Below are 24248 nucleotides of genomic sequence, written 5' to 3' on the forward strand. Positions count from 1 at the left end.
CGCAGCGTTCCGGCCTTTTATCCTTGCGTGAAAGTCGGTTAACGGACACAATTAATAATTGTGCGATTGACTTTGCGAACGCTCGTGGGTAGAAATTTCACATGCTGGGAGAAATGGGCAAGCGGCCGGGTCACTGACCTCTGGCCGTTTTTTCGTTTCTCGGCTCGTGCGGACAGATCACGAGGCGGGGCATGGGTGCATGACAGTAAATTTCGATCCGGGGAAGGGACAGCCAGAGGGGCCGTTTCTGCCCCGCTCGGGCATGGATGATATCGACATTGCGGGGCAGTTGTTCCGGGGCTGTGCCGAGGATCTGACGATCCTGCGGCAGAAGATCCGGGATGGCGAGACGGACGGGCTGAAGGATGCGGTGAAAGTCGCACGAGAGCTTCGTTCGGCCACGCATCTGATGATCGAGGAAAGGAACAAGGTTGAAAAACTACGCAAGGAAGCTGCCGGAGCCGTCGGGGATGGCGTGTTCGACCTCGATGCCGCACGGGATGAAATCGGGCGCCGCCTGGCTTGCCTCCGCCGCGCCGGAGGAGGTTGACGCGTTTCTGGACGGGTTGAGCGATAATGCGTTGGCGAGCCTGCCGTGGTTGTTCGAGTTCTGGGCCTTGCCACATCAATTGCCGCCCGCGGGCGACTGGAAAAGCTGGGTGATCATGGGCGGGCGCGGTGCGGGCAAGACCCGTGCCGGGTCGGAATGGGTGCGACGCAAGGTCGAGGGTGCCGTGGCGGACGCGCCGGGGGAATGTTCGCGGGTGGCGTTGGTGGGGGAGACCTTCGATCAGGTCCGCGAGGTGATGGTGTTCGGCGATAGCGGCATTCTGGCGTGCTCGCCGCCCGACCGGCGTCCGGTCTGGGAAGCGACGCGGCGGCGGCTGGTCTGGCCGAACGGGGCGGTTGTGATGGCGTTCTCGGCGCATGAACCTGAGGCACTGCGGGGGCCTCAGTTCGATGCGGCCTGGGTCGATGAGCTGGCCAAGTGGAAAAAGGCCGGGGATGCATGGGACATGCTGCAATTCGCGCTGCGGTTGGGTGCGCATCCGCAGCAGGTGGTGACGACGACGCCGAAGAATGTCGAGGTGCTGAAGCGGATCCTGCAAAGCGCCTCGACGGTGACGACCCATGCGCCGACCGATGCGAACCGGGCCTATCTGGCGGAAAGCTTTCTGGCCGAGGTCGAGGCACGTTATGGCGGCACAAGGATCGGGCGGCAGGAGCTGGAGGGCGTGCTGCTGGAAGATGTCGAGGGGGCGTTATGGACCACCGGCATGATCGAGGGCGCCCGGGTCGATCTTCTGCCTGCGCTTGATCGGGTGGTGGTGGCGGTCGATCCGGCGGTGTCCTCGGGGGCGGCGTCGGATGAATGCGGGATCGTCGTTGCCGGGGTGGTCACGAAGGGCGAGCCGAAGGACTGGCGGGCCTATGTGATCGAGGATGTTTCCGTGAAGGGCAGCCCGGTCGAGTGGGCGCGGGCGGCGATTGCGGCGATGGACCGGCACAAGGCCGAGCGCCTGGTGGCCGAGGTCAATCAGGGCGGCGATCTGGTCGAAACCGTGGTCCGGCAGGTCGATCCGCTGGTGCCGTTCCGGGCGTTGCGGGCGGCGCGGGGCAAGGCGCTGCGGGCCGAGCCTGTTGCGGCCTTGTATGAGCAGGGGCGGGTGAAGCATCTGCGCGGGCCAACGCTTGGCGCCTTGGAGGACCAGATGTGCCGGATGACGCTGCGCGGCTATGAGGGGGCGGGGTCGCCGGACAGGCTGGATGCGATGGTCTGGGCGATCCACGCGCTGATGATCGAGCCTGCGAGCGGGTTCAGGCGGCCGATGATGCGGAGTTTGTGAGCGGGGCAGAGGGGCAGCGGGAGACCGCGGGGGGACGCTGCTGGTGGTTTTGCAGGGTGCTTTATAGGGCATTCCCGTTGGACGGTTGTTCGGCGTGGACGGGCGAAGAAGCGTCCGCCCTGGGGGCGGTCGGACGCTGGCCCGGCGGGGCTGCGCCCCTCGATTCCGGGCCGGGTCGTCAGGACTGAGTTTGGGAATTGGGTATTTATGTGAAGAAGAAGCATCGTCGGTCGCGTTGGTCGAGCGATGAGGCGTGAGGGGCCGTCCGGGTGGGGCGGCTTTTTTTCATGGAACGGAATGGAGGCGAGGCATGGCGTTTCGTTTGTTTTCACGGCAGGCCGGGGCCGCGCCGGTGATCGAGAAGAAGGCGAGTGCGGCGGGGCGGGTGGCCTCGGTGGCTGCGGCTGCGGCGGGGCGCGTGGTCTGGTCGGCGCGGGATACTGGCTCGCTGACACGGGGCGGGTTTATCGGCAATCCTGTGGGGTTCCGGGCCGTGCGGCTGATTGCCGAGGCGGCTGCGGCGGTGCCTTTGATCTGTCAGGATGCCGGGCGGCGCTATGACACGCATCCGGTGCTGGAATTGCTGCGCAGGCCCAATCCGGGACAGGGGCGGGCCGAGCTGTTCGAGGCGTTGTACGGGCAGATCCTGCTGAGCGGGAACGGCTATCTTGAGGCGGTTGGTTCGGGTGACGGGCTTCCGGCAGAGCTGCATGTGCTGCGGTCCGACCGGATGAGCGTTGTGCCGGGGGCGGATGGCTGGCCGGTGGCGTTTGAATATGCGGTGGGCGGGCGCAAGCATCGCTTCGATATGACCGGCAGTCCCGATCCGGTCTGCCATATTCGCAGCTTTCACCCGAGCGACGATCATTACGGGCTGTCTCCGTTGCAGGCGGCGGCGGTGGCGGTGGATGTGCATAACAGCGCCTCGGCATGGTCGAAGGCGCTGCTGGACAACGCGGCGCGGCCCTCGGGGGCGATTGTCTATAAGGGGCCGGATGGGCAGGGGAACCTCTCGGCGGAGCAATATGAGCGGCTGACCATCGAGATGGAGACGCATCATCAGGGCGCACGGAATGCGGGCCGTCCGATGCTGCTGGAAGGCGGGCTGGACTGGAAGCCGATGGGGTTCTCGCCCTCGGATATGGAGTTTCACCAGACCAAGCAGGCCGCCGCGCGCGAGATCGCGCAGGCTTTTGGCGTGCCGCCGATGCTGATCGGGATACCGGGGGACGCGACATATGCAAATTATGCCGAGGCGCATCGGGCGTTTTACCGGCTGACGGTGCTGCCACTGGTCAGCCGCGTGGCGGCCTCGGTCGCGTGGTTCCTGTCCGAGCATCAGGGGGAAGAGGTCGATTTGCGGCCCGACCCGGATCAGATCCCTGCGCTTGCCGGGGAGCGGGATCAGCAATGGAAGCGGATCGGTGAGGTGTCTTTCCTCAGCGATCCCGAGAAACGCGCCTTGCTGGGTCTGCCGCCGGTGGAGGGCTGAGATGGAGGGGTCGCGCTTTGTCGAAAGCCTCGATCCGCATCATCTGCGGTTCGAGGCGCAGGAACGGGTCATGGCGCTGCAATTCGGGGCCGTGGAAAAGCGGCTGGAGCGGATCGAGGCGCTGATCGAGGGGCTGGAAAAGCGGCTGTGGATGACGGTCTACGGCGTGGTGGCCGTGATCCTGACGCAGGCCGTGCAGTCGCTGATCGAATTTGCATCTAACGGAGTCTGAGATGGAAAGCGGTTTGGAGATGAAATTCGCCGGTGGCAGGCCGGTGATGCGCGAGGGTGCCGTAATCGAGGGCTATGCCAGCCGGTTCGGGATGCCTGATCAGGGTGGAGATATCGTCGGGGCTGGGGCGTTTGGTGCCTCGCTGGCGAGACTGGCTTCGCGGGGCGACAAGGTGCGGATGCTGTGGCAGCACGATCCGGCGAAGCCCATCGGCGTCTGGGACGAGATCCGAGAGGATGCGACGGGGCTGTTCGTGCGCGGGCGGTTGCTGGAGGGCGTGACGCTGGCGCAGGAGGCTGCGACGCTGATCGGGGCGGGTGCGATTGACGGGCTGTCCATCGGGTATCGCACGATCCGGGCCGAGAAGGACGGCAAGGGTCGCCGGGTGCTGCGCGAGGTTGAGCTTTGGGAGGTCTCGCTGGTCACGTTTCCGATGCTGCCCGAGGCCAAGTTGGGCCGGAAGGGAGAGACGCCGGAGGATTTCGCTGCGGCGCTGATTGCAGCGACGGAGGCACTGCGGGGCTGAGCCCGGCGCGGTGCCATGAGGTTCGGGCGGGGGCTGAGGCTTCGTCCGCACAGCCGGGCCACTGGTCCGATCATCAGTAAGGAGAGGCCGATGACAGAGGTCACGACCGGGGCGCAGGGCGCTCCCGGCGAGCTGAAGGGTGCGCTTTTGGGTTTTGTCGAGGAACTCAGAGGATTTCGCCAGGATATCGAGAAGAAACTGACTGCACAGGATGAACGCATGAGCATGTTTGAACGCAAGACCGCATTCCGCGCCCGCAGCCCGCTTTCGACGGAGGCCGCGCCGGAAGTGCCGCATCAGAAGGCGTTCAATGCCTATCTGCGCAATGGCGACGATACCGGGCTGCGGGGTCTCTCGGTCGAAGAAAAAGGGCTGACGGCAGCGAGCGATGGCGGGTTTCTGGCGGCTCCGGCAGTGTCTGAAACGGTTCAGGATGTGCTGTCCGGGTCGGTTTCGCTGCGTGCGCTTGCCAATGTCGTCACCGTCGAGGCGGCAAGCTATGATGTGCTGGTTGACCGCGACGAAATGGTGACCGGCTGGGCCTCTGAAAATGACGCCGCCGAGACCGCCGCGTCGACGGTCGAGCGTGTGACCGTTCCGTTGCATGAATTGTCGGCGATGCCGAAGGCAAGCCAGCGTCTGCTGGACGATGCTGCATTCGATGTGGAAACATGGCTGGCCGGGCGCATTGCGCAGAAATTCATCCGCGCCGAGACCTATGCTTTCCTGCATGGCAGCGGGATGGATCAGCCTCTGGGTCTGCTCAAGGGTGCTTTCGACAGTTCCGGCATTGGCGGGATCGGCACGATCGGTGAGATCAAGACCGGCGCGGCGGGCGGGTTTGTCCCGGGCAAGGGGGCCGAGACGCTGATCGATCTGGTTTATGCGCTTCCGGCGGCGTATCGCGCCAATGCGGCCTTCGTGATGAGCTCGAAAACCGCCGCTGCGATCCGCAAGCTGAAAGATGCGGATGGGCGGTTTATCTGGGCGGATAGTCTCAGCGCCGGAGAGCCTGCGCGGCTGCTTGGCTATCCGGTGATGTCCGTCGAGGAAATGCCCGAGATCGCGGATGGAAGCCGCTCGATCCTGTTTGGCGATTTCAGGACGGCCTACACGATTGCCGAGCGCCCGGAACTGCGTGTTCTGCGCGATCCGTTCTCGGCCAAGCCGCATGTGCTGTTCTATGCCAGCAAGCGTGTCGGCGGCGGGCTGGTCGATGGCCGTGCCATGAAAGCCCTGAAGTTCGGCGCCTGATCTTTCGGGCCGTCGAGGGCCGCGCCGGCCTTTCCCTGCCGGTTCAGCAACTGTCCGCGCATGCCCGGGGCGGTGTGCCGGCGCGGCTTTCCCTGTGAACATCCGGCCAGTTTGGCCTGTTTCGGACGGGAGGTTCGGGATGATACTTGTCGAGGAAACGACACCGCCAGATGCGGTTCTGCCTGTCGCCGCATTGCGGTCTCATCTGCGGCTCGGCTCGGGTTTCGAGCTGGCGGAGACCGCCGATGAGGATCGCGCCCTGGCCGGGTTTCTCCGCGCCGCGATCAGCGCCATCGAGGGGCGCACGGGCAAGGTGCTGCTGCGCCGCGCCTATCGGATGGTGATCGGGGGCTGGCGGGACCCGGCGGCTCAGGCGCTGCCGATGGCGCCGGTCAGCGCGGTTCAGTCGGTCGAGATCCAGCAGGGGGGCGATCAGCCCCGCGCGTTGCCGCCGGATCGCTGGGTTCTGGTCGATGATATCATGCGCCCGGTGATCCGGCCCCGCGGCGGTGCATGGCCCGTCATGCCGCAGGGTTCCTGCGTGGTTATCTGCTTTACGGCGGGGTTTTCGGAAAACTGGGAGGGCGTGCCTGCCGATCTTGCGCAGGCGGTGCTGATGCTGGCCACGCGCTATTACGAGGATCGCGGAGATCAGTCGGCACGTCATGCGTTTCCGATGGGGGTCAGTGCGCTGATCGAACGCTGGCGTGCGGTGCGGGTGCTGGCCGGACGGGGGGCCCGCTGATGGAGGCGCCGCGTCTGAGTGTTCCGCTGGTGCTGGAAACCGGAGAGCGCGTCGGGGACGGGATGGGCGGCTCGCGGATTGTCTGGCGGGCTGTCGGGGTGGTGTACGCGCGGATGAAACGCCGCTCGGGCCGGTTGCGCGGGGCGCAGGCCGGGGCCGAGACGCTGCTGCTCTGGACGATCACGCTGCGCGGCTTTCCCGAGGGCGATCCGCGCAGGCCGGTTGCGGGGCAGCGTCTGCGCATGGGGGCGCGGATCTTCCGGATCGACGCCGTGGCAGAGGCCGATCCGGCGGGCCGCTTTCTGGATATCGTGGCAAAGGAGGAACGCGCATGAGCTATCGCGCATCCGCAGCGCTTCAGGGCGCGGTTTATCAGTGCCTGCTGGCGGATCCCGCAGTGGCGGAGCAGGTCGGCGATGCGGTTTACGACGCTGTGCCGATAGATCCGCCAAGCGGGGTTTATATCTCGCTGGGACCCGAAAGGGTTGTCGGCCTGCCCGATTCCGGCGGTGGAGCGGCCCGGCATGATTTCGTGGTTTCGGTTCTTGCCGGGACCGATCAGGCGGCTGGGTTTGCCGCTGTCAAACGCGCCGCCGATGCGGTGAGCGCCGCACTCGAAACGACCGAGTTGACGACGCAGACCGGCCATGTCGCCGGTCTGTGGTTTCTGAATGCCCGCGCCAAGCGGGTGGAAAACAGCGCCGAAAGGCGGGTCGATCTGACCTTCCGTGCGCTGATGGATCTGGCCTGAGGAGAAAATCATGGCAGTACAGAACGGACGCGATCTGCTGATCAAGATGGATATGAGCGGTGCCGGAGAGTTTGAGACCGTTGCCGGTCTCCGCGCCACCCGTATCGGGTTCAACGCCGAGACGGTGGATGTCACCAGTCTGGAAAGCGCGGGCCGCTGGCGTGAGTTGCTGGGTGGGGCGGGTGTGCGTTCGGCCTCGGTCTCGGGGTCGGGCGTGTTCCGCGATGCGGCAAGCGATGGCCGTGCGCGGCAGGTGTTCTTTGACGGTGAAATTCCGCGCTGTCAGGTGATCATCCCGGATTTCGGCATTGTCGAGGGGCCGTTCCAGATCACCTCGCTGGAATATGCGGGCAATCATAACGGCGAAGCGACCTATGACATCGCGCTGGCAAGTGCCGGTGCGCTCAGCTTCGTGGCGCTGTGATGGTGAACCCGATGCGCGGTGAGGTCGAGATCACGCTGGACGGGGTGCCTCATGCGGCAAGGCTGACCCTTGGTGCGCTGGCAGAGCTGGAAACGCAGCTTGCGACCGGCTCTCTGGTCGAGATGGCGGGGCGGTTCGAGACGGGCCGGTTCTCGGCAGCGGATGTGATCCATGTCATCGTGGCCGGTCTGCGTGGCGGCGGCTGGTCCGGTACGCGGGACGATCTGCTATGCACCGATGTCGCGGGCGGAGCGGTTGCTGCTGCGCAGGCGGCGGCGCAGCTTCTGGCGGCGGCGTTCGTGGTGCCGCAATGAGCGGGGCGTCAGGGCTGGACTGGCCGGGGCTGATGCGGGCCGGGATGCAGGGTCTGGGTCTGCATCCGGGGCAGTTCTGGTCCCTGACTCCGGCCGAGCTGGCCCTGATGCTGGGCGTGGGGCCATCCGCGGCAGCGATGACACGATCGCGGCTGGACATGCTGATGCAGCAATGGCCCGATAATCAGGAGAAATCTCATGACGGAATATGAAACCGGCGGTTGCTGCGGCTGCGGCATGTCGGGACGAGACATCGAGAAAACCGCCGAGATCACCGGCAGGCTCAGTGCCGAGCTTGACCGGGCGCAGAAATCGCTGTGGTTGACGGGGCGAGAGGTGGACAGCTTCGCCAGCGGGATTGGCGGCGGGCTGAGGCGAGCCTTCGACGGCGTGATGTTCGACGGCATGAAGCTGAATGACGCGCTGAAAAACGTGGCTCGCAGCATGGCGGACACGGCATATGCGATTGCGATGAAGCCGGTCGAGCAGGCGGTTGCGGGTGCTCTGGCACGCGGGATCAATCAGGCGGTTTCTCCCTTTGCCGATGGTGCGGCGTTTTCTCAGGGCCGGGTGACCGCCTTCGCAAAAGGCGGTGTTGTCAGCCAACCGACGCATTTTCCGATGCGGGGCGGTCTGGGCCTGATGGGAGAGGCCGGACCCGAGGCGATCATGCCGTTGCAGCGCGGTGCGGATGGGCGGCTTGGGGTTGCCGCTTCGGGTGCAGCTGCGCGGCCTGTGAATGTCAGCATCACCGTGAATACGCCGGATGTGGCGGGGTTCGCCCGCTCTCAGAGTCAGATCGCGGCGCAGATGGGCCGCCTTCTGTCGCGCGGTCAACGCAATATGTGAGGCGCTCATGTTTCATGAAATCAGGTTTCCGGCCAATCTCTCTTTCGGGTCGGTCGGTGGTCCCGAGCGGCGGACCGAGATCGTCACGCTGACCAACGGCTTCGAGGAACGCAACACGCCCTGGGCGCATTCCCGCCGTCATTACGATGCCGGTCTGGGTCTGCGCTCGCTGGACGATGTCGCGGCGCTGATTGCGTTTTTCGAGGCACGGGGCGGGCAGATGCACGGGTTCAGATGGAAGGACTGGGCGGATTTCAAAAGCTGTGCGCCGAGCGGCGAACCGGGGTTTCGGGATCAGCGTCTGGGGCTGGGGGACGGGCGCAGGGATGCGTTTCAGCTTGTGAAGGCATACAGCTCGGGTCCCGGCAGCTATGTCAGGCCGATCCGCAAGCCGGTGCTGGGGACGGTCCGGGCGGGCATTGGCGGGGACAGGCTGCGTGAGGCGGTGGATTATCACGTCGATACCGCGACCGGCATTGTCACATTCGCCCGCTCTCCGGGTGAGGGGGCAGAGGTCACGGCGGGTTTCGAATTCGACGTGCCGGTGCGCTTCGCGGCGGATCGGATCGCGGTGTCGGTGGCCTCTTTTCAGGCGGGCGAGATGCCGCAGGTTCCGGTGATCGAGGTGCGGCAATGACGATCACGACAATGGCGCGGGCCTGGGCGATCACGCGGCGGGACGGGCTGGTTCTGGGCTTTACCGATCACGACGATGAGCTGCGTTTCGACGGGATCGACTTCCGGCCCGATGCGGGGCTGAGCGCTTTGGCGGTCATGCAGGGTTCTGGCCTGTCGGTGGATAATACCGAAGCCGTGGGCGCGTTGTCGGACGGGGCCATTCACGAGCGCGACATTCTGGCCGGTCGCTGGGATGGTGCCGAGTTGCGGCAATGGGAGGTTGACTGGTCTGATCCGGGCAAGGCGAGGCTGGTCTTCCGGGGGCATCTGGGTGAGGTCTCGCGCTCTGGCGGTGCGTTCCGGGCCGAGCTGCGCGGTCTTTCAGAGCCGATGAACCAGTCTCATGGCCGGGTTTTTCACCCCCGTTGCGATGCGCTTCTGGGGGACGGGAGGTGCAAGCTGGATCTGGACCGTCCCGGTTTGCGCGGCACGGCGCGGATCGAATGGATCAAGGACGGGCGCATCGGTTTGGCCGGGCTTGAGGGCTTTGAGGATCGCTGGTTCGAGCGTGGCGAATGTCTGATCCTCAGCGGTGCGGCAGAAGGTTTGTCCGCGCAGGTGAAGAATGACCGTGCCCTGCCGGGTGGCCGGCGCGAGGTGGAACTGTGGGTCGAGCCCGGCATTCCGCCTGCGGCGGGTGATCAGGTGCGCCTGACGGCAGGCTGCGACAAGGCGGCGGCGACCTGTCTGCGGAAATTCGCGAATTTCCCCAATTTCCGTGGCTTCCCGGATCTTCCGCAGGAGGATTGGCTGATGGCTCCGGATGCAGATCGCGGGCGTGGCCATGAGGCGCATGATGACTGAGCGCGGGGTGGAAATCACTGCCATCGCGCGGAGCTGGATCGGCACATCCTATCAGCATCGCGGCTCTTGCCAGGGCGTCGGCTGCGATTGTCTTGGGCTGGTGCGTGGCATCTGGCGGGGCATTCACGGGCAAGAGCCGGGGCCGGTGCCGTTCTATACGCCCGATTGGGGCGAATATGACGGGGCCGAGCCGCTTATGGCGGCGGCGCGGCGGTATTTCCTGCCTGACGATGCACCGCCTTTTCCGGGCCAGATCCTGCTGTTCCGAATGCGGCGCGGGGCCTGTGCCAAACATCTGGGCGTGGTGTCGGAAGGCGGTCATGCGCCGTCTTTTATCCATGCCTACGACCCTCATGGCGTTGTCGAAAGTCCGCTTTCCGCGCCGTGGCTGAAGCGCATTGCGGCCCGGTTCCGCTTTCCCGACTAGGAGGAGTTTGAAATGGCGACGATCCTGCTTTCTGCCGTGGGAGCCTCGATCGGGGCGGGTTTTGGTGGCACCGTTCTGGGCCTGACCGGCGCTGCGATCGGGCGGGCCGTGGGGGCCACGATCGGCCGGGCGATAGATCAGCGTCTGCTGGGGTCCGGCTCTCAGACCGTCGAGACCGGACGGATCGACAGGCTGCGATTGCAGAGCGCGGGCGAAGGTGTGGCGATCCCGAGAGTCTGGGGGCAGATGCGTCTGCCGGGCCATGTCATCTGGGCATCGCCGCTGACCGAGACATCGTCGCGGCATGGCGGCGGCAAGGGGCGGGGACCGAAGGTCAAAGAGATTTCCTATCGGCTGAGCGTCGCGCTTGCTTTGTGCGAGGGACCCGTAGCCGGGGTCGGCAGGGTCTGGGCCGATGGCAAGGAGGTCTCTCCCGAGGATCTGAACATGCAGGTCTATACCGGCGGCGAGGACCAGTTGCCGGATCCGTGCATCAAGGCGCATCTGGGCGATGCGGCGCCATGCTATCGTGGCGTGGCCTATGTCGTGCTGGAGCAGCTTGACCTGCAACGCTGGGGCAACAGGCTGCCGCAGCTCAGCTTCGAGGTGACCGCTCCGGCGCGGAGCGGGGGCGGTTTGTCCGGTCAGGTCCGGGCCGTGGCGATGATCCCCGCGACCGGGGAATATTCGCTGGCGACCACGCCTGTCCGCTATGATCTGGGCATGGGCGAGATCCGGCCCGCGAACAGTGCGACGGCGCTTGCCCCGACGGATTTTGCGGCTTCAATGGATATTCTGGGCCGCGAATTGCCGGATGTCGGGTCGGTTTCGCTGGTGGTGTCATGGTTCGGAGACGATCTTCGTGCGGGGCGTTGTTCCTTGCGTCCCAAGGTTGAGGATGCGTCGCGGGACGGGGACAGCATGCCGTGGCGCTCGGGCGGGATCGCGCGGGATCAGGCGCAGGAGGTCGCGCGGCATGAGGGGCGGCCGCTCTATGGCGGCACCCCGGCCGATGGCGCGGTGCTTGAGGCGCTGAGGGCGATTTCGGCATCCGGGCGCAAGGCGGTGTTCTATCCGTTCATCCTGATGGAGCAGCTTGCCGGAAACGCGCTGCCCGATCCGTGGAGCGATGCGGATGATCAGCCTGTCATGCCCTGGCGCGGGCGGATCACTGCCGAGATTGCTCCGGGGCGCGAGGGCAGTCCCGATGGCACTGCCGCGAACAGCGAGGCGGTCCGGCGGTTTTTCGGCTCTGCGCAGGCGGATGATTTTGCGGTGGTCGAAGGCCGGATCGTTTATGGCGGGCCGGATGAGTGGTCCTATCGCCGTTTCATCCTGCATTATGCGCATCTGTGCAAACAGGCAGGCGGCGTGGATGCGTTCCTGATCGGGTCCGAGATGCGCGGCCTGACGCAGCTTCGCGGGCCGGGGGATCATTTCCCGGCGGTCGAGGAATTGCGCCGTCTGGCTGCCGATATCCGCGCGATTTTGGGACCGGATGTGAAGCTGAGCTATGCGGCGGACTGGTCGGAATATTTCGGCTATCACTCCGGCGGCGGCGAGGTTTTCTATCATCTCGATCCGCTCTGGTCGGACAGGAATATCGATTTCGTCGGCATAGATAACTATATGCCGCTGTCTGACTGGCGCGATGGGGAGGATCACGCGGATGCTTCATGGCGGCGGATCGACGCGCCGGGCTATCTGGAAGCGAATATTGCCGGGGGAGAGGGGTATGACTGGTATTATGCCGATCCCGCGCATCGCGATGCCCAGATCCGCACGCCGATCAGCGACGGGGCGTATGGCGAACCCTGGATCTGGCGTTACAAGGATCTGATGAACTGGTGGAGCAGGCCCCATCATGAGCGGATCGGGGGGCAGCGCATGGCCGTTCCGACCGGCTGGAAGCCGCGTTCCAAGCCGATCTGGTTCACGGAAATGGGCTGCGCTGCCCTGGATAAGGGGACGAACCAGCCGAATAAGTTTCTGGACATCATGAGTTCGGAATCGAGCCTGCCGCATTATTCCTCGGGGCGGCGGGACGATGCCGTGCAGGCGGCCTATGTCGCGGCGATGATGCGATATTGGGGCGATGCGGCCAATAATCCGCAGGGCAGCTATGGCGGGCCGATGGTCGATCTGTCCCGCGCTCATGTCTGGTGCTGGGATGCGCGGCCCTATCCGGCATTTCCGGGCCGCACCGATCTGTGGTCGGACGGACCCGCATGGGAGCGCGGTCACTGGCTGAACGGGCGGGCCGGAGCCTGTGCGCTGTCCTCGGTCGTGGCGGATATCTGTCATGAGGCAGGTGTGACGAATATCGACGTGTCCGGCCTGTCGGGCGTGGTGCGCGGCTTTGTCGTCGGTGGCAATGAAACGGCCCGGGCGCGTCTTCAGCCGCTGATGCTGGCATATGGGTTTGACGCGGTCGAGCGTGACGGGGTGCTGCGCTTTGTCATGCGCGATGGCCGGATCAGTGCTGCGCTGAGCGAAGACGAGCTGGCCGAAATGGAAAATGCCGCGCATGAAACAGCCCGCGCCTCGGAGGCCGAGATGGTCGGGCGGGTTCGTCTGACGCATCTGGCGGTCGGCGATGCCTATGCGGCGTCCACGGTAGAGGCGGCCTTGCCGGGCGATGCCTCGCCTGCCGTGTCGGACAGTGAGTTTCCGCTGCTGATGACCTCGGGCGAGGCGCGGGCGATTGCCGAACGCTGGCTTGCCGAGGCGCAGATCAGCCGCGAAACGATCCGGTTCTGCCTGCCGCCCTCTTTGGGCGGGCTTGGTCCGGGGGATGTAGTGTCGCTGAAGCGCCGTCAGGATGAGACCGCCAGACGCTGGCGGATCGACCGGGTCGAGCGGGCCGGAGCGATCACCGTCGATGCCGTGCTGACCGAGCCGGGAAGCTATCGCCCCGCTGATTCGCAGGGTGAAGGGCTGATCGTGCCGCGATACCGCCCGCCGATGCCGGTCTGGCCGGTTTTCATGGATCTGCCGCTGATGCGCGGCAATGAGATCCCGCATGCGCCGCATCTGGCCGTGTCCGCCTTGCCCTGGCCGGGGTCGGTGGCGGTGTATGGGTCGGTCTCGGAGGATGGCGGGTTCGCGCTGAACACGACGCTGCGGCAGGGCGCGGTGATCGGACGGACGCTGAACCCGCTGCGCCGGGCGCGGGCCGGGCTGATCGACCGGGGCGAGGGGCTTGTCGTGCGGTTGGCCTCGGGCCGGTTCGGGGATGTGTCGATGGCAGCGCTGTTGCAGGGGGCGAATGCGATTGCCATTGGCGATGGCTCGCCCGACGGTTGGGAGATCCTGCAATTCGGCCGTGCCGTGCCGGTGCCGGGTCTCCGCAATGGCTGGTCGCTGGAAGAACGGCTGCGCGGTCAGTTTGGCACCGATGCGCTGATGCCGGAGATCTGGCCCGAAAACTCGGTCGTCGTGCTGCTGAATACGGCGCTGCAACAGCCCGAGCTGGAGCCCGAGGCGCTTGGGCAGGTCCGTTACTGGCGGATCGGCCCGGCGCAGCGTGCTCCGGACGATAGCAGTTTCCGCCTGCGTCAGACGCGGATTGCGGGGGCGGGGCTGCGTCCCCTGTCGCCCTGCCATATGCGGCTGGAGGGGAACCGGCTGAGCTGGATACGGCGGACGCGGAAATCCGGCGATCGCTGGGATCTGCGCGAGGTGCCGCTTGCCGAGACGCGGGAGGCCTATCTGATCCGCGCCGAGACCGGCGGCGAGATGCAGGAATTCGAGACGCGGGACCCGTTTCTGAGCCTGCCCGATGATCTGGCGCAGGCCGCAGGGCAGGGGCAGTTGACGCTTCATGTCGCCCAGATCTCGGATGATTACGGACCCGGACCTTTCACCACCAGGAGCTTCTGATGACTGATCATGCAACTTCCCGTTTCTCGCTGCCGCTTGTTCAGGCGTCTCAGGCGCAGAAACATGTGACGGTGAATGAATCGCTGGCCCGGCTGGACGGGCTGGTGAATCTGGTTCTGAACAGCGTGACGCAGCATGAGCCTCCGCTGACCGCCGCAGAGGGGGCCTGTTTCGCGGTTCCGCCGGGCGCATCGGGTGCCTGGGCGGGGCAGGAGGGGCGCATTGCGATTGCCTCGAATGGCGGTTGGGTCTTCGTTGCGGCACAGGCCGGGATGCGTGGCTTCATCGCCGATCAGGGGGTGCAGGCGATCCATGACGGCAGTGATTGGGTGCCGGGTGCGCTGACGCTTGGACTGTATGGCTCGGCCCTTGCGGCGCGGATGGCGGAAACCGAGATCGCGATTTCAGCGGGCGGGGCTGTCGTGACCGATCTTCTGATCCCGAATGCCGCAATGGTGATCGGCGCGACGGCGCGGGTGACCGAGGAAATCACCGGCTCGCTGGAAAGCTGGCGCATGGGGACAGAGGGGGCAACCGACCGTTTCGGGTCGTTGCTTGGCACTGGCGCCGGAAGCTGGGCGCGGGGCATGCTGTCCCAGCCGGTGACCTATTGGCAGCCCTCGCCGGTCATCCTGACGGCGACGGGCGGGATGTTCACGGGCGGGCGTGTGCGCATTGCGGTTCACTGGCTGGAGCTGACCTTGCCGTCATGACGGGTTTTCAGTATCGCGGCTTTCGGTTAGCTTTCCCGGCAAAGGAGACCGCCATGAACAGCCCCGCGAAAACCCAGAGAGACGCTGCGACGCCGCTGTCAGGGGTGGCGTTGTGGCACCAGATCTGTTCCGAGGCGCGGAACGCCGTCACGCAGGAGCCCTTGCTAGGGGCTTTGGTTCATGGCGGGCTGCTGCATCACGACAATTTGCAATCGGCTCTGGCCTATCGCTTTGCGCTGAAGCTGCAATCCGGTGAAATGTCAGAGCAATTGCTGCGTGAACTGGCCGATTCCGCCTATGCGCAGCGTCCCGAGCTGGTCGCCGATGCCGAAGCCGATCTTCGCGCGGTGTATGAGCGCGATCCGGCGACGCATCGGCTGATCCAGCCTCTGCTGTTCTTCAAGGGGTTTCAGGCGTTGCAGGCCTATCGGATCGGGCATTGGCTTTATTCCGAGGGGCGCAGGGATATGGCCTATTTCGTGCAGATGCGCTGTTCAGAGGCTTTTGGCGTGGATATTCACCCCGCTGCCCGTGTCGGGGGTGGGGTGATGATCGACCATGCCCACTCGATTGTGATCGGTGAAACGGCTGTGGTCGGAGAAAATGTCTCGATGCTGCATTCCGTCACGCTTGGCGGCACCGGCAAGGCGGATGGCGACCGGCACCCGAAGATCGGGGATAATGTGCTGATCGGTGCGGGAGCGAAGGTTCTGGGGAATATCTCGGTCGGGCGCGGCAGCCGGATCGCGGCGGGATCGGTGGTGCTGCATGATGTGCCGCCCTGCAAGACCGTTGCCGGCGTGCCCGCGCAGATCGTCGGCGATGCCGGTTGCACCGATCCGGCATTCGCGATGGATCACCTGATTCAGGTCACCGGAGCCGAGGAAAAGGACGGTTAAAGCCCCAACACCCAGTCCGGCACGATCTTCGTGGCCGGGCCGGTGATATGTTCGTGGAAATCGCGGCTGACCGAGGAACGGTCCAGATTAAGCTCGACGCAATGGGCATTGTATTGCCGTGCAAGCTGGACGAAACCGGCGGCGGGATAGACATTCCCCGATGTGCCGATTGCCGCGAACAGATCGGCGCGTTCCAGTTCGGCGGAAATCTGGTCCATGTGATAGGGCATTTCCCCGAACCAGACGATATCGGGGCGTGCCGTCTTCCTGCCGCAGGACGGGCAGGGCGTGTTCACATCTATTTCCATCGGGCTTGGCCAGCGGTGATCGCATGCGGCGCAGAGTGCCCGGTTCACCTCTCCGTGCATGTGGATCACCGAGGGCGATCCTCCGCGTTCGTGCAGATCGTCCACATTCTGCGTGACAAGTGTCAGATCGTGTTCCTGCGCCAGATCGGCCAAGGCGCGATGCGCGGCGTTTGGCTGTGCCGCTGCGACGGCGCTGCGTCTGGCGTTATAGAAACGATGGACCAGCACCGGATCGCGGGCATAGGCCTGGGGCGTGGCGACGTCCTCGACATGGTGATCTTCCCACAAACCGTCTTCGGCGCGGAAGGTTCGCAGACCGCTTTCGGCGGAAATCCCGGCCCCAGTCAGGACGACGATACGCATATCAGCGGCAATACACCTCTGCCGCGCCGGCGAAGCGCTTGTAGCGGGCCCAGAATGCGTTGTCGCGGTCGCTTTTCGACATGCGCACGACCTGAGCCTCATGCGGGTCGCGGAAGAAGCGGGCCGCGCGGCGCTGATCGGAGCGCGACAGCATCTGGTCGGCGACTTGCTGGGCGCAGCCGCATAGCGCTGCTTGCCGCGCACCACGCTCTGAACGGACGCAGGCGCTGTCAATCGGGCCAGCCATTGCAAGCGGCGTGGTCAGAACGACCGCAGCAGCGGCAATAAGAATGCGATTCATCTCTGTCTCCTCGGGTCTGCCTGAGTGCCTTGTCGGCTTGTTGGAGGCGGTGGAATGCACACACCGCTCGGTGCGCACAGACTAGCAAGAATGCGGCTTTTGCTCAATCTTCGTCTGGGCGAAGGGATGGCCGGGTTTCCGGCGCTGCGCCCTATATGTTGTGGCATGCCTCATGTGCTGCGGGGGCACAGTGCGAATCACCCGATTGCGCGGGCATCGTCCGGGGCGCCGTCATGGCGCGGACCCGCATCAGATGATTTCGAAACGGTCCACATCTATCATCCCGCGATCCGTGATCTTCAGATGCGGGATGACCGGCAGGGCGAGAAATGCCAGTTGCAGGAAAGGTTCATGCAGAGTGATCCCCAGATCCTTTGCAGAGAGGCGAAGTCGGGACAGGGCGTCATGCACATCCTCGAAACGCGCCCTGCTCATCAGCCCGGCGATTTCCAGCGGCAATTCGGCCTTGATCCGGCCCTTGTTCACGACGACGAAGCCACCGCCGATTTCCGCCAGCCGTTGCGCGGCGAGCAGCATGTCGTCGTAATCCATCCCGACCAGAGCGATATTGTGGTGGTCATGACAGACGGTCGAGCCGATCGCGCCCGATGCGATCCCGAAGCCGCGCACGAAACCATTCGCGACATTTCCGTTCCTGCCGTGACGCTCGACAATCGAGATCCGGGCGAGGTCCCGCGCCGCATCGGGGCGCAGATCCCCGTCGGTCATCGGGATCTTCTCATGCAGATGATCGGTGATGATGCGGCCGGGCTGGATGCCTATCACCGGGCAGTCGCCGGACCCGTTAAGCCGGAAGCTCTCTGCCGAGAGGTCGGGCAGATGGACCGATCCGAGCCCCACCGGCGGGGGTGAGCTGCGCGAGGCGAACGCGTCGGGGTTTGCCGGAAGGCCGCCGCAGATGACGACGCGGGGGGTACACTGCGCGACATCCTCCAGCACGACGATATCCGCGCGTTTCCCCGGCGCGATCTGTCCGCGATCCTTCAGGCCGAACGCCTCTGCCGCTGATAGGGACGCGGCGCGATAGACCGCAAGCGGGTCGCAGCCATGCGCGATCAGGCGGCGGATCATGCTGTCGAGATGGCCTTCCTCGGCAATATCCAGCGGGTTCCGGTCATCCGTGCAGAGGCACATATAAGGGGCCGTCAAAGGCGTCAGAACCGGCGCAAGCGCGTCGAGATCCTTCGACACCGATCCTTCCCGGATCAGGATGCGCAGCCCTTTCTGCAGCTTCTCGACCGCTTCGGCGGCGGTCGTGGCTTCGTGCTCGGTCCCGATCCCGGCGGCGATATAAGCGTTCAGATCGCGGCCTGACAGAAGCGGTGCGTGGCCGTCAATATGGCCGCCCTGAAACGCGCGCAGCTTGTCCATGCAGACCGGGTCTTGCGACAGAACGCCGGGATAATTCATGAACTCCGCCAGCCCGATCACTGCGGGATGAGCGGCAAGGGGCAGAAGATCCTGTGCATTCAGCGCCGCGCCGGAGGTCTCCATCGCCGAGGATGGCACGCAGGAGGACAGGTTCACCCGCAGATCCATTAGTGTGGTTTCGGAGGCTTTCAGGAAATAGTCTATCCCCTCGATCCCTGTCACATTCGCGATCTCATGCGGATCGCAGATTGCGGTCGTAATGCCGCGAGGGGTAACGCAACGGTCGAATTCAGCCGGGGTCACGCAGGAGCTTTCGATATGCAGATGCGTGTCGATAAAACCGGGCACGAGGATCGCGCCGCTGACATCCATTTCCCGAGCGCCGTCATAGCTTGCACCGATCCCGACAATGGTATCGCCACAGATCGCCACGTCACCCGCGATATATTCGCCGGTGACCATGCACCAGACCTTGCCGCCTTTCAGAACCAGATCCGCAGCGACGTCGCCCCGGCCCTGTGAGATTCGCTGTTCGAGGCTTGGGGATGGTCGGTCCATTTCGGCAACTCCTGTTTTCAGCCCATCATCGGATCTGAGAAGGCTGCCGTAAAGATCGCAGCCAGTGCCGTAAACGCGATTCCGCAGGCGGAAACGGAAAGGTTAATCCGCATCCCCCGCGCCGAGGCAGGCCGGATCGCCTGCAAACATCTCGGCGAAGACAGATCTTGCGCCATAATCGCTGATATGATTGATATCGGAGTACAGATACTGCCCGTTGTTTTGCGTCCGGCAGGCCCCCGAGCTGCAAAGCCGGTCATGCGGGAACAGCACCCTGACATTCAACGGCAGGTTCGCCGGAGAAAAAACCGCCAGAAGCTCACCGGTTTCCTCAAGGAAATCCGTCTGGCTGACCCCGTCTATGCCAGAGAGTAATGTCGGAACGCCGCCTCGGAAATTATTGGTAAGCAAGGGCATCGGCGCAACGACGCAGACATGATCGAAATTCCGGGAAAGCAGTCGCAGAAGCGATGTGATTTCATCGCGGATAGTCCGGCGGCGTGACTCATCATCCGTATCGTTATGGTCGATCAGCGTCACACGGGCATTCTGATGCGGCGTTCTCTGGACCGGGTTGTCGGCGAAATAATCGCTGCCGTAATAATAAATCGCCCATGAGGCCGAAAGCAGCACGGTATCCGGCTTTGGCCACGCGCTGCCGATATAATCGAAAAGCGCCCGGTAATAGCTTCGGCATGAGGCGTTTGCGCTTTTGGAACGGTTCTCACGGTTCACCCGGTCAGAAGGGAAACAGCCGCCGCGTGTCAGGCCGATCAGGCGCCGCTCCTGCCGGGCCAGAGCATCGGCAAGCGGTGCAGAGAAATGGAACGCGTTGGAATCGCCGAGAAGCAGCACATCTTCCGACAAGGGTGGCGGGGTCAGGCAGTCCTCAAGATCAGAGCAATCGCTCAGCCCGCTACGTTCCAGCGATGACAGAAGCGTCGAATCGTCCTGCGCCAGATCGAACCGCAAATAGCCGTCCCGCCGGTCTCCGACCACGCCGAGAATGGCGAAATAGGCGATGCAGGCTGCTGCGATGCGAAGAACCGCCGCCGATGACATGGCACGACCGGTGCGGAAAGGGGTCTCGATGAATTTCCAGCTTAGCCACGCCAGCGGGAACACCGCGACGATGATTACCAGACGGCTCAGCAAATCAGGCTCGTCCGGGCTGGTATAGCTTAGAAACGCCAGCATTGGCTGGTGAAATAGATAGGCGCTGTAGCTGATCAGCCCGATCAGCACCAGCGGGCGCAGAGATAGCAGCCGGGCGGTGCGCGTCCCCGGCTGCGCATAGATCACGACAAGCGCTGTTCCCATGACCGGAGCCGCTGCGAAGGGGCCGGGAAACAGCGTTGCCTCGTCGAAAGTGAATACCGAAACCAGCACAAGCGCCAGCCCGACCGCCGCAAGCATATCCCCGTAGGGTCGCGCATCGCTTTCTTTCCGCTGCGACAGGATCAGCATCGCCGCCACGCCGACCAGAAGTTCCCATATGCGGGTGCTGAGCTGGAAATAGGCGCGTTGAGGAGCATCGATGCTCTGCCAGATCGACCAGCCGAAGCTGAGCAATATCAGCCCGGCGGTCACCGGAAGAAGATGCCTCCTTAACCGCCTGAACAGGAATCCGAAAAACAGCGGGAAGAGGATATAATACTGCTCTTCTATCGCCAGGCTCCATGTGTGCAGAAGCGGTTTGAGCTCTGATTCAATGTCGAAATAGGCACTTTCCTGCAGGAAAAGAAAATTTGATAAAAACAATGCACTGGCGGCAAGGCTTTGCGAGAAATCCTTCATGTCGCGGGGGAGAAACCAATACCAGGCGGCGACAGAGCAGACCGTCAGTGTCAGGAATAACGCAGGCAGAATGCGACGTGTCCGCCTTTCGTAGAATCGCGCGATACTGAACCTGTCACGCTGCAGGTCATGAAGGATAATTCCCGAGATCAGATAGCCGCTGAGCACGAAGAAAACATCTACCCCGACATAGCCGCCAGAGAAGATGTCGAAATCTGCATGGAACAGGATGACAGGAATAACGGCAACGGCCCGCAAACCGTCGATTTCCGAACGGTATTTCATAAACTTAGTGACACCTGGGTAACGTAACTGGCCGACGAATAGGCCAGAGTGCGATTCTGTTCAAGCTTCTGCGTCGTCGGTGCGCGGGCCGGAATGAATTCCTCTTCCAGCGTCGCATTCGCCCCTGTATATGCGGCCCATGACCGACCTGAACCTTATCCGCAATTTCTCGATCGTGGCCCATATCGACCACGGAAAATCCACACTTGCCGACCGGCTGATCCAGTTGACCGGCACGGTTGCCGAGCGTGACATGAAGGCGCAGCTTCTGGACGCGATGGATATCGAGCGTGAGCGCGGCATTACCATCAAGGCCAATACCGTGCGGATCGCCTATCCGGCGAAGGACGGGCAGACTTATGTGCTGAATCTGATCGACACGCCCGGCCATGTGGACTTCGCCTATGAGGTCAGCCGGTCCATGCGTGCGGTCGAAGGCAGCCTGCTGGTGGTGGATGCGACGCAGGGGGTTGAGGCGCAGACTCTGGCCAATGTCTATCAGGCCATTGATGCGGATCACGACATCGTTCCGGTGCTGAACAAGATCGACCTGCCGGCGGCGGAACCCGATCGCGTCAAAGAACAGATCGAGGATGTGATCGGCATCGACGCATCCGAGGCCGTGCCGATTTCTGCCAAGACCGGTCTGGGCATCCCGGAGGTGCTGGAGGCCATCGTCACCCGTCTGCCCGCTCCCACGGGCGACCGCGATGCGGCGCTGAAGGCGATGCTGGTGGATAGCTGGTACGATCCTTATCTGGGCGTCGTCGTCATGATCCGGGTCATGGATGGGGTGATCCGCAGGGGCGATCAGGTGAAGATGATGCAGACCGGCGCCAGCTATCGGCTGGACAAGCTGGCCGTGCTGACGCCTGCGATGAAGGATATTGCGGAACTCGGCCCGGGCGAGATCGGCGTTTTCACCGCATCGATCAAGCAGGTCCGCGACACTCGCGTCGGCGACACCATCACTCATGAGAAGAAACCGACCGACAAGCCGCTGCCGGGCTTCAAGCCCGCGCAGCCGGTGGTGTTCTGCGGCTTGTTTCCGGTCGATGCGAATGATTTCGAGGCGCTGCGCGATGCCATCGAAAAGCTGGCGCTGAACGATGCGTCTTTCAGCTATGAGATGGAGACCTCGGCCGCGCTTGGTTTCGGGTTCCGCTGCGGGTTCCTTGGCCTGCTGCATCTTGAGGTGATCCGCGACCGGCTGGAACGCGAATACGATCTGGATCTGATCACTACCGCGCCGTCAGTCGTTTTCCGCCTGCATATGCGCGATGGCGAGGTGGTCGAGTTGCACAACCCCGCCGATATGCCCGATCTGACTCTGGTCGATCATATCGAGGAGCCGCGCATCAAGGCCACGATCATGGTGCCGGATGAATATCTGGGCGATGTGCTGAAACTGTGTCAGGACCGGCGCGGCATCCAGCTTGATCTGACCTATGCCGGGTCGCGGGCGATGGTGGTCTACGATCTGCCGCTGGCGGAAGTCGTGTTCGATTTCTATGATCGGCTGAAATCGGTGACCAAGGGCTATGCGTCATTCGATTACCAGATCAGCGAATATCGCGAGGATTATCTGGTTAAGATGTCGATCCTTGTGAATGACGAACCTGTCGATGCGCTGTCGATCATGGTCCATCGCGACCGGGCCGAGGCGCGGGGCAGGGTGATGGTCGAAAAGCTGAAAGAGCTGATTCCGCGGCACATGTTCAAGATCCCGATTCAGGCGGCGATCGGGTCGCGTGTGATCGCGCGTGAAACGCTGAGCGCGATGCGCAAGGATGTGACCGCGAAATGCTATGGCGGGGATGCGACGCGGAAGAAGAAACTGCTGGAAAAACAGAAGGCCGGCAAGAAGAAGATGCGCCAGTTCGGGAAGGTCGAAATCCCGCAAAGTGCGTTTATTCAGGCCCTGAAGATGGATGGGTAAGCCGGTGGCAGGCCGCGGATGGCCTGCCATTTTTTACCACGATGCCTTCTTTTGCTAATGTGGGGTGCACAGATAGATGCGGCTGACCGTTGTCAGGTCGCAATTGCTTGACGCGCCCATCGACTGACACTGGGTTCGCGTCCCTTCATAGGCTTGAGCACTGGCATAGCCCCAGGAACTGCATTGAGAGATCGCATTTTTTTTGACAGCGCCCCAATCGATCAGGGCGGCTTTCAGCGCATCCGCTTCATACGCCATTTCCACGAATGTATTGACCTGACTGTCAGGCGACATCGCCGGAGGCGGTTCGACCGAGCATCCGGCGGCGAACAGAAGCGGGGCGCAAAGCAGCAGTTTTTTCATCGGAGTTCCGTCTCATGATGAGGAAGGCTGGTCAGCCACTCTTTTCACGAAACCCCTAATTCTTCGTTAAGCCGCGATGGGGCGGCAGAACGGTCCGCTATTTCCGGCGCTTGCCGTTCTGCGGCATCCACGGGAACCACATGGCAACCCAGGTATCCACCCAGATGCGCTGCCAGTCCTCGATCATCTGATTCTGCGCCTTGCTCATCTCGGCCAGCATCTGGTTTCGGGTCGAGCCGCTGATGCTGTTGGCGGCGGAAAGCCATGCGCTCATCCAAGGATTTTTCATCGGGTCTCTCCGGTGCAATGTCGGGGGCAGTGACTCAATGCGGTGAACGGCCTGTGGTTCCGGCCGAAAACAGGAAAACCATATCGGGAATCGACCGTGTTATCCAGCATTTCCCATGTAAAAAGGCCGCCAAACCGGGCGGCCTTTTCATCTTGTTCAAGAAAACTCAGGCGGCGCGGGCGACCAGAACGTCATCGACTTTCTTCTGCGCACCGGCAGCATCGATACCGCTGACAGCGGCGACTTCGCGGGTCAGCCGGTCCAGAGCCGCTTCGTAAAGCTGACGCTCGGAATAGGACTGCTCACGCTGATCGTCATTGCGGTGCAGGTCACGGACCACCTCGGCAATGGCCAGCAAATCGCCCGAGTTGATCTTCTGTTCGTATTCCTGCGCCCGGCGCGACCACATGGCACGCTTGACGCGGGCCTTGCCTTTCAGCGTGGTCAGAGCCTGCTCGATCAGATCGGGGCTGGCGAGGCTGCGCATTCCGATTTCGGCAGCGCGTGCAGTCGGGACACGAAGGGTCATCTTGTCCTTTTCGAACGAAATCACGAACATTTCCAGCGCCATACCGGCAACTTCCTGCTGCTCGATCGAGACGATCTTGCCCACGCCATGAGCGGGGTACACAACAAAGTCATCGGGGCGGAATTCGGATTTCTTGGTTTTGGACATTCTTTTTCCTTCCGGTTAATACCGCCATTCTCAGGGTGCCGGCGGCAAAAACGGCCCTACGGCGGGAAACCCCCTTCCGTCAGGCCGGATTTTCTGATGTACATATATCCGCCGGGCAGACGACGGAGACCTTCCTTTCC

At 63.4% G+C, this 24248-nt stretch carries 27 protein-coding genes; 20 read left to right on the forward strand and 7 right to left on the reverse strand.

What is annotated here, in order from left to right:
• Positions 1–199: 199 nt before the first annotated feature.
• The 19 genes from PAE61_RS07930 (at position 200) to cysE (ending at position 15837) form a co-directional block, all read left to right on the forward strand.
• The gene (locus PAE61_RS07930) at positions 200–550 is read left to right on the forward strand and encodes a BAR domain-containing protein (RefSeq protein WP_271114772.1); all 351 of its coding nucleotides are present in this window, start codon (positions 200–202) and stop codon (positions 548–550) included.
• Positions 501–1847 carry a DNA-packaging protein gene (locus PAE61_RS07935; protein WP_271115113.1) on the forward strand — a complete coding sequence of 449 codons (1347 nt, stop codon included), beginning with the start codon at positions 501–503 and terminating at the stop codon, positions 1845–1847. The genes PAE61_RS07930 and PAE61_RS07935 overlap by 50 nt, the downstream gene beginning before the upstream one ends.
• 310 nt (positions 1848–2157) lie before the next feature.
• On the forward strand, positions 2158–3339 hold the full coding sequence (locus tag PAE61_RS07940) for a phage portal protein (RefSeq protein WP_271114773.1): 1182 nt from the start codon (positions 2158–2160) through the stop codon (positions 3337–3339).
• A 1-nt stretch (position 3340) separates the two neighbouring features.
• Positions 3341–3571, forward strand: a complete 231-nt coding sequence (locus PAE61_RS07945; RefSeq protein WP_271114774.1) for a GTA head formation protein, RCAP_rcc01685 family — start codon at positions 3341–3343, stop codon at positions 3569–3571.
• Position 3572: 1 nt separating this feature from the next.
• The gene (locus PAE61_RS07950) at positions 3573–4097 is read left to right on the forward strand and encodes an HK97 family phage prohead protease (protein ID WP_271114775.1); all 525 of its coding nucleotides are present in this window, start codon (positions 3573–3575) and stop codon (positions 4095–4097) included.
• Between the two features lie 90 nt (positions 4098–4187).
• Entirely contained in the window at positions 4188–5351 is a 1164-nt protein-coding gene (locus PAE61_RS07955) for a phage major capsid protein (protein ID WP_271114776.1), read from the forward strand.
• A 139-nt stretch (positions 5352–5490) separates the two neighbouring features.
• Positions 5491–6096 carry a head-tail connector protein gene (locus PAE61_RS07960; protein WP_271114777.1) on the forward strand — a complete coding sequence of 202 codons (606 nt, stop codon included), beginning with the start codon at positions 5491–5493 and terminating at the stop codon, positions 6094–6096.
• Positions 6096–6431, forward strand: coding sequence for a head-tail adaptor protein (locus PAE61_RS07965; protein WP_271114778.1), 336 nt, complete (start codon positions 6096–6098; stop codon positions 6429–6431). The genes PAE61_RS07960 and PAE61_RS07965 overlap by 1 nt, the downstream gene beginning before the upstream one ends.
• Positions 6428–6847, forward strand: a complete 420-nt coding sequence (locus PAE61_RS07970) for a DUF3168 domain-containing protein (RefSeq protein ID WP_271114779.1) — start codon at positions 6428–6430, stop codon at positions 6845–6847. Before PAE61_RS07965 ends, PAE61_RS07970 begins: the two co-directional genes overlap by 4 nt.
• A gap of 10 nt (positions 6848–6857) precedes the next feature.
• Positions 6858–7271 (forward strand): phage major tail protein, TP901-1 family, encoded by a 414-nt coding sequence (locus PAE61_RS07975; protein ID WP_271114780.1) that lies wholly within the window; start codon positions 6858–6860, stop codon positions 7269–7271.
• The gene (locus PAE61_RS07980; protein ID WP_271114781.1) at positions 7271–7585 is read left to right on the forward strand and encodes a gene transfer agent family protein; all 315 of its coding nucleotides are present in this window, start codon (positions 7271–7273) and stop codon (positions 7583–7585) included. Before PAE61_RS07975 ends, PAE61_RS07980 begins: the two co-directional genes overlap by 1 nt.
• Positions 7582–7797: a rcc01693 family protein gene (locus tag PAE61_RS07985; RefSeq protein ID WP_271114782.1), complete on the forward strand. Its 216-nt coding sequence runs from the start codon at positions 7582–7584 to the stop codon at positions 7795–7797. The genes PAE61_RS07980 and PAE61_RS07985 overlap by 4 nt, the downstream gene beginning before the upstream one ends.
• Before the next feature lie 25 nt (positions 7798–7822).
• Positions 7823–8434 (forward strand): RcGTA-type gene transfer agent tail tape measure protein, encoded by a 612-nt coding sequence (locus PAE61_RS07990; RefSeq protein WP_271115114.1) that lies wholly within the window; start codon positions 7823–7825, stop codon positions 8432–8434.
• A gap of 7 nt (positions 8435–8441) precedes the next feature.
• On the forward strand, positions 8442–9071 hold the full coding sequence (locus PAE61_RS07995) for a DUF2460 domain-containing protein (RefSeq protein WP_271114783.1): 630 nt from the start codon (positions 8442–8444) through the stop codon (positions 9069–9071).
• Positions 9068–9916, forward strand: a complete 849-nt coding sequence (locus PAE61_RS08000; protein ID WP_271114784.1) for a phage/gene transfer agent baseplate hub protein — start codon at positions 9068–9070, stop codon at positions 9914–9916. The genes PAE61_RS07995 and PAE61_RS08000 overlap by 4 nt, the downstream gene beginning before the upstream one ends.
• Entirely contained in the window at positions 9909–10343 is a 435-nt protein-coding gene (locus PAE61_RS08005) for a C40 family peptidase (protein WP_271114785.1), read from the forward strand. Before PAE61_RS08000 ends, PAE61_RS08005 begins: the two co-directional genes overlap by 8 nt.
• Positions 10344–10355: 12 nt before the next feature.
• Positions 10356–14225 carry a baseplate multidomain protein megatron gene (locus PAE61_RS08010; RefSeq protein WP_271114786.1) on the forward strand — a complete coding sequence of 1290 codons (3870 nt, stop codon included), beginning with the start codon at positions 10356–10358 and terminating at the stop codon, positions 14223–14225.
• Positions 14225–14938 carry a DUF2793 domain-containing protein gene (locus PAE61_RS08015; RefSeq protein WP_271114787.1) on the forward strand — a complete coding sequence of 238 codons (714 nt, stop codon included), beginning with the start codon at positions 14225–14227 and terminating at the stop codon, positions 14936–14938. Before PAE61_RS08010 ends, PAE61_RS08015 begins: the two co-directional genes overlap by 1 nt.
• Positions 14939–14991: 53 nt before the next feature.
• Positions 14992–15837, forward strand: a complete 846-nt coding sequence (gene cysE, locus PAE61_RS08020) for a serine O-acetyltransferase (protein ID WP_271114788.1) — start codon at positions 14992–14994, stop codon at positions 15835–15837.
• On the opposite strand, the gene PAE61_RS08025 is transcribed toward cysE, so the two are convergent.
• The 4 genes from PAE61_RS08025 to PAE61_RS08040 all read right to left on the reverse strand — a co-directional run bounded on the left by PAE61_RS08025 (position 15834) and on the right by PAE61_RS08040 (position 20841).
• Positions 15834–16508, reverse strand: coding sequence for an NAD-dependent deacylase (locus tag PAE61_RS08025; protein WP_271114789.1), 675 nt, complete (start codon positions 16506–16508; stop codon positions 15834–15836). The genes cysE and PAE61_RS08025 overlap by 4 nt on opposite strands.
• Position 16509: 1 nt before the next feature.
• The gene (locus tag PAE61_RS08030; RefSeq protein ID WP_271114790.1) at positions 16510–16809 is read right to left on the reverse strand and encodes a hypothetical protein; all 300 of its coding nucleotides are present in this window, start codon (positions 16807–16809) and stop codon (positions 16510–16512) included.
• Between the two features lie 249 nt (positions 16810–17058).
• Complete coding sequence (ade, locus tag PAE61_RS08035; RefSeq protein ID WP_271114791.1) at positions 17059–18759, reverse strand: adenine deaminase; 1701 nt, start codon at positions 18757–18759, stop codon at positions 17059–17061.
• A 102-nt stretch (positions 18760–18861) separates the two neighbouring features.
• A complete protein-coding gene (locus tag PAE61_RS08040; RefSeq protein WP_271114792.1) occupies positions 18862–20841 on the reverse strand; it encodes an acyltransferase family protein in 1980 nt (659 codons plus the stop codon).
• Between the two features lie 139 nt (positions 20842–20980).
• On the opposite strand from PAE61_RS08040, the gene lepA reads away from it, so the two are divergent.
• Positions 20981–22780 (forward strand): translation elongation factor 4, encoded by a 1800-nt coding sequence (gene lepA, locus PAE61_RS08045; protein ID WP_271114793.1) that lies wholly within the window; start codon positions 20981–20983, stop codon positions 22778–22780.
• A 54-nt stretch (positions 22781–22834) separates the two neighbouring features.
• On the opposite strand, the gene yecR is transcribed toward lepA, so the two are convergent.
• The 3 genes from yecR to PAE61_RS08060 form a co-directional block, all read right to left on the reverse strand.
• The gene (gene yecR, locus PAE61_RS08050; protein ID WP_271114794.1) at positions 22835–23143 is read right to left on the reverse strand and encodes a YecR family lipoprotein; all 309 of its coding nucleotides are present in this window, start codon (positions 23141–23143) and stop codon (positions 22835–22837) included.
• A 97-nt stretch (positions 23144–23240) separates the two neighbouring features.
• On the reverse strand, positions 23241–23432 hold the full coding sequence (locus tag PAE61_RS08055; RefSeq protein ID WP_271114795.1) for a hypothetical protein: 192 nt from the start codon (positions 23430–23432) through the stop codon (positions 23241–23243).
• 166 nt (positions 23433–23598) lie between these two features.
• The gene (locus tag PAE61_RS08060; RefSeq protein WP_271114796.1) at positions 23599–24108 is read right to left on the reverse strand and encodes a CarD family transcriptional regulator; all 510 of its coding nucleotides are present in this window, start codon (positions 24106–24108) and stop codon (positions 23599–23601) included.
• Positions 24109–24248 lie beyond the last annotated feature (140 nt).

Source organism: Paracoccus aerodenitrificans (genome assembly GCF_027913215.1).
Classification (GTDB): Bacteria; Pseudomonadota; Alphaproteobacteria; order Rhodobacterales; family Rhodobacteraceae; genus Paracoccus; species Paracoccus aerodenitrificans.

What these genes read in the sequence shown, in the direction of transcription:
- PAE61_RS08040 (WP_271114792.1), bottom strand. Translation starts at nt 20,841, where the DNA reads ATGAAATACCGTTCGGAAATCGACGGTTTGCGGGCCGTTGCCGTTATT.
- yecR (WP_271114794.1), bottom strand. Translation starts at nt 23,143, where the DNA reads ATGAAAAAACTGCTGCTTTGCGCCCCGCTTCTGTTCGCCGCCGGATGC.
- PAE61_RS07975 (WP_271114780.1), top strand. Translation starts at nt 6,858, where the DNA reads ATGGCAGTACAGAACGGACGCGATCTGCTGATCAAGATGGATATGAGC.
- PAE61_RS07960 (WP_271114777.1), top strand. Translation starts at nt 5,491, where the DNA reads ATGATACTTGTCGAGGAAACGACACCGCCAGATGCGGTTCTGCCTGTC.
- PAE61_RS08005 (WP_271114785.1), top strand. Translation starts at nt 9,909, where the DNA reads ATGACTGAGCGCGGGGTGGAAATCACTGCCATCGCGCGGAGCTGGATC.
- PAE61_RS08010 (WP_271114786.1), top strand. Translation starts at nt 10,356, where the DNA reads ATGGCGACGATCCTGCTTTCTGCCGTGGGAGCCTCGATCGGGGCGGGT.
- PAE61_RS08030 (WP_271114790.1), bottom strand. Translation starts at nt 16,809, where the DNA reads ATGAATCGCATTCTTATTGCCGCTGCTGCGGTCGTTCTGACCACGCCG.
- PAE61_RS07985 (WP_271114782.1), top strand. Translation starts at nt 7,582, where the DNA reads ATGAGCGGGGCGTCAGGGCTGGACTGGCCGGGGCTGATGCGGGCCGGG.
- PAE61_RS07940 (WP_271114773.1), top strand. Translation starts at nt 2,158, where the DNA reads ATGGCGTTTCGTTTGTTTTCACGGCAGGCCGGGGCCGCGCCGGTGATC.
- lepA (WP_271114793.1), top strand. Translation starts at nt 20,981, where the DNA reads ATGACCGACCTGAACCTTATCCGCAATTTCTCGATCGTGGCCCATATC.
- PAE61_RS08025 (WP_271114789.1), bottom strand. Translation starts at nt 16,508, where the DNA reads ATGCGTATCGTCGTCCTGACTGGGGCCGGGATTTCCGCCGAAAGCGGT.
- PAE61_RS08015 (WP_271114787.1), top strand. Translation starts at nt 14,225, where the DNA reads ATGACTGATCATGCAACTTCCCGTTTCTCGCTGCCGCTTGTTCAGGCG.
- cysE (WP_271114788.1), top strand. Translation starts at nt 14,992, where the DNA reads ATGAACAGCCCCGCGAAAACCCAGAGAGACGCTGCGACGCCGCTGTCA.
- PAE61_RS07965 (WP_271114778.1), top strand. Translation starts at nt 6,096, where the DNA reads ATGGAGGCGCCGCGTCTGAGTGTTCCGCTGGTGCTGGAAACCGGAGAG.
- PAE61_RS07995 (WP_271114783.1), top strand. Translation starts at nt 8,442, where the DNA reads ATGTTTCATGAAATCAGGTTTCCGGCCAATCTCTCTTTCGGGTCGGTC.
- PAE61_RS08055 (WP_271114795.1), bottom strand. Translation starts at nt 23,432, where the DNA reads ATGAAAAATCCTTGGATGAGCGCATGGCTTTCCGCCGCCAACAGCATC.
- PAE61_RS07955 (WP_271114776.1), top strand. Translation starts at nt 4,188, where the DNA reads ATGACAGAGGTCACGACCGGGGCGCAGGGCGCTCCCGGCGAGCTGAAG.
- PAE61_RS08000 (WP_271114784.1), top strand. Translation starts at nt 9,068, where the DNA reads ATGACGATCACGACAATGGCGCGGGCCTGGGCGATCACGCGGCGGGAC.
- PAE61_RS07980 (WP_271114781.1), top strand. Translation starts at nt 7,271, where the DNA reads ATGGTGAACCCGATGCGCGGTGAGGTCGAGATCACGCTGGACGGGGTG.
- PAE61_RS07935 (WP_271115113.1), top strand. Translation starts at nt 501, where the DNA reads ATGAAATCGGGCGCCGCCTGGCTTGCCTCCGCCGCGCCGGAGGAGGTT.
- PAE61_RS08060 (WP_271114796.1), bottom strand. Translation starts at nt 24,108, where the DNA reads ATGTCCAAAACCAAGAAATCCGAATTCCGCCCCGATGACTTTGTTGTG.
- PAE61_RS07990 (WP_271115114.1), top strand. Translation starts at nt 7,823, where the DNA reads ATGTCGGGACGAGACATCGAGAAAACCGCCGAGATCACCGGCAGGCTC.
- PAE61_RS07930 (WP_271114772.1), top strand. Translation starts at nt 200, where the DNA reads ATGACAGTAAATTTCGATCCGGGGAAGGGACAGCCAGAGGGGCCGTTT.
- PAE61_RS07945 (WP_271114774.1), top strand. Translation starts at nt 3,341, where the DNA reads ATGGAGGGGTCGCGCTTTGTCGAAAGCCTCGATCCGCATCATCTGCGG.
- ade (WP_271114791.1), bottom strand. Translation starts at nt 18,759, where the DNA reads ATGGACCGACCATCCCCAAGCCTCGAACAGCGAATCTCACAGGGCCGG.
- PAE61_RS07970 (WP_271114779.1), top strand. Translation starts at nt 6,428, where the DNA reads ATGAGCTATCGCGCATCCGCAGCGCTTCAGGGCGCGGTTTATCAGTGC.
- PAE61_RS07950 (WP_271114775.1), top strand. Translation starts at nt 3,573, where the DNA reads ATGGAAAGCGGTTTGGAGATGAAATTCGCCGGTGGCAGGCCGGTGATG.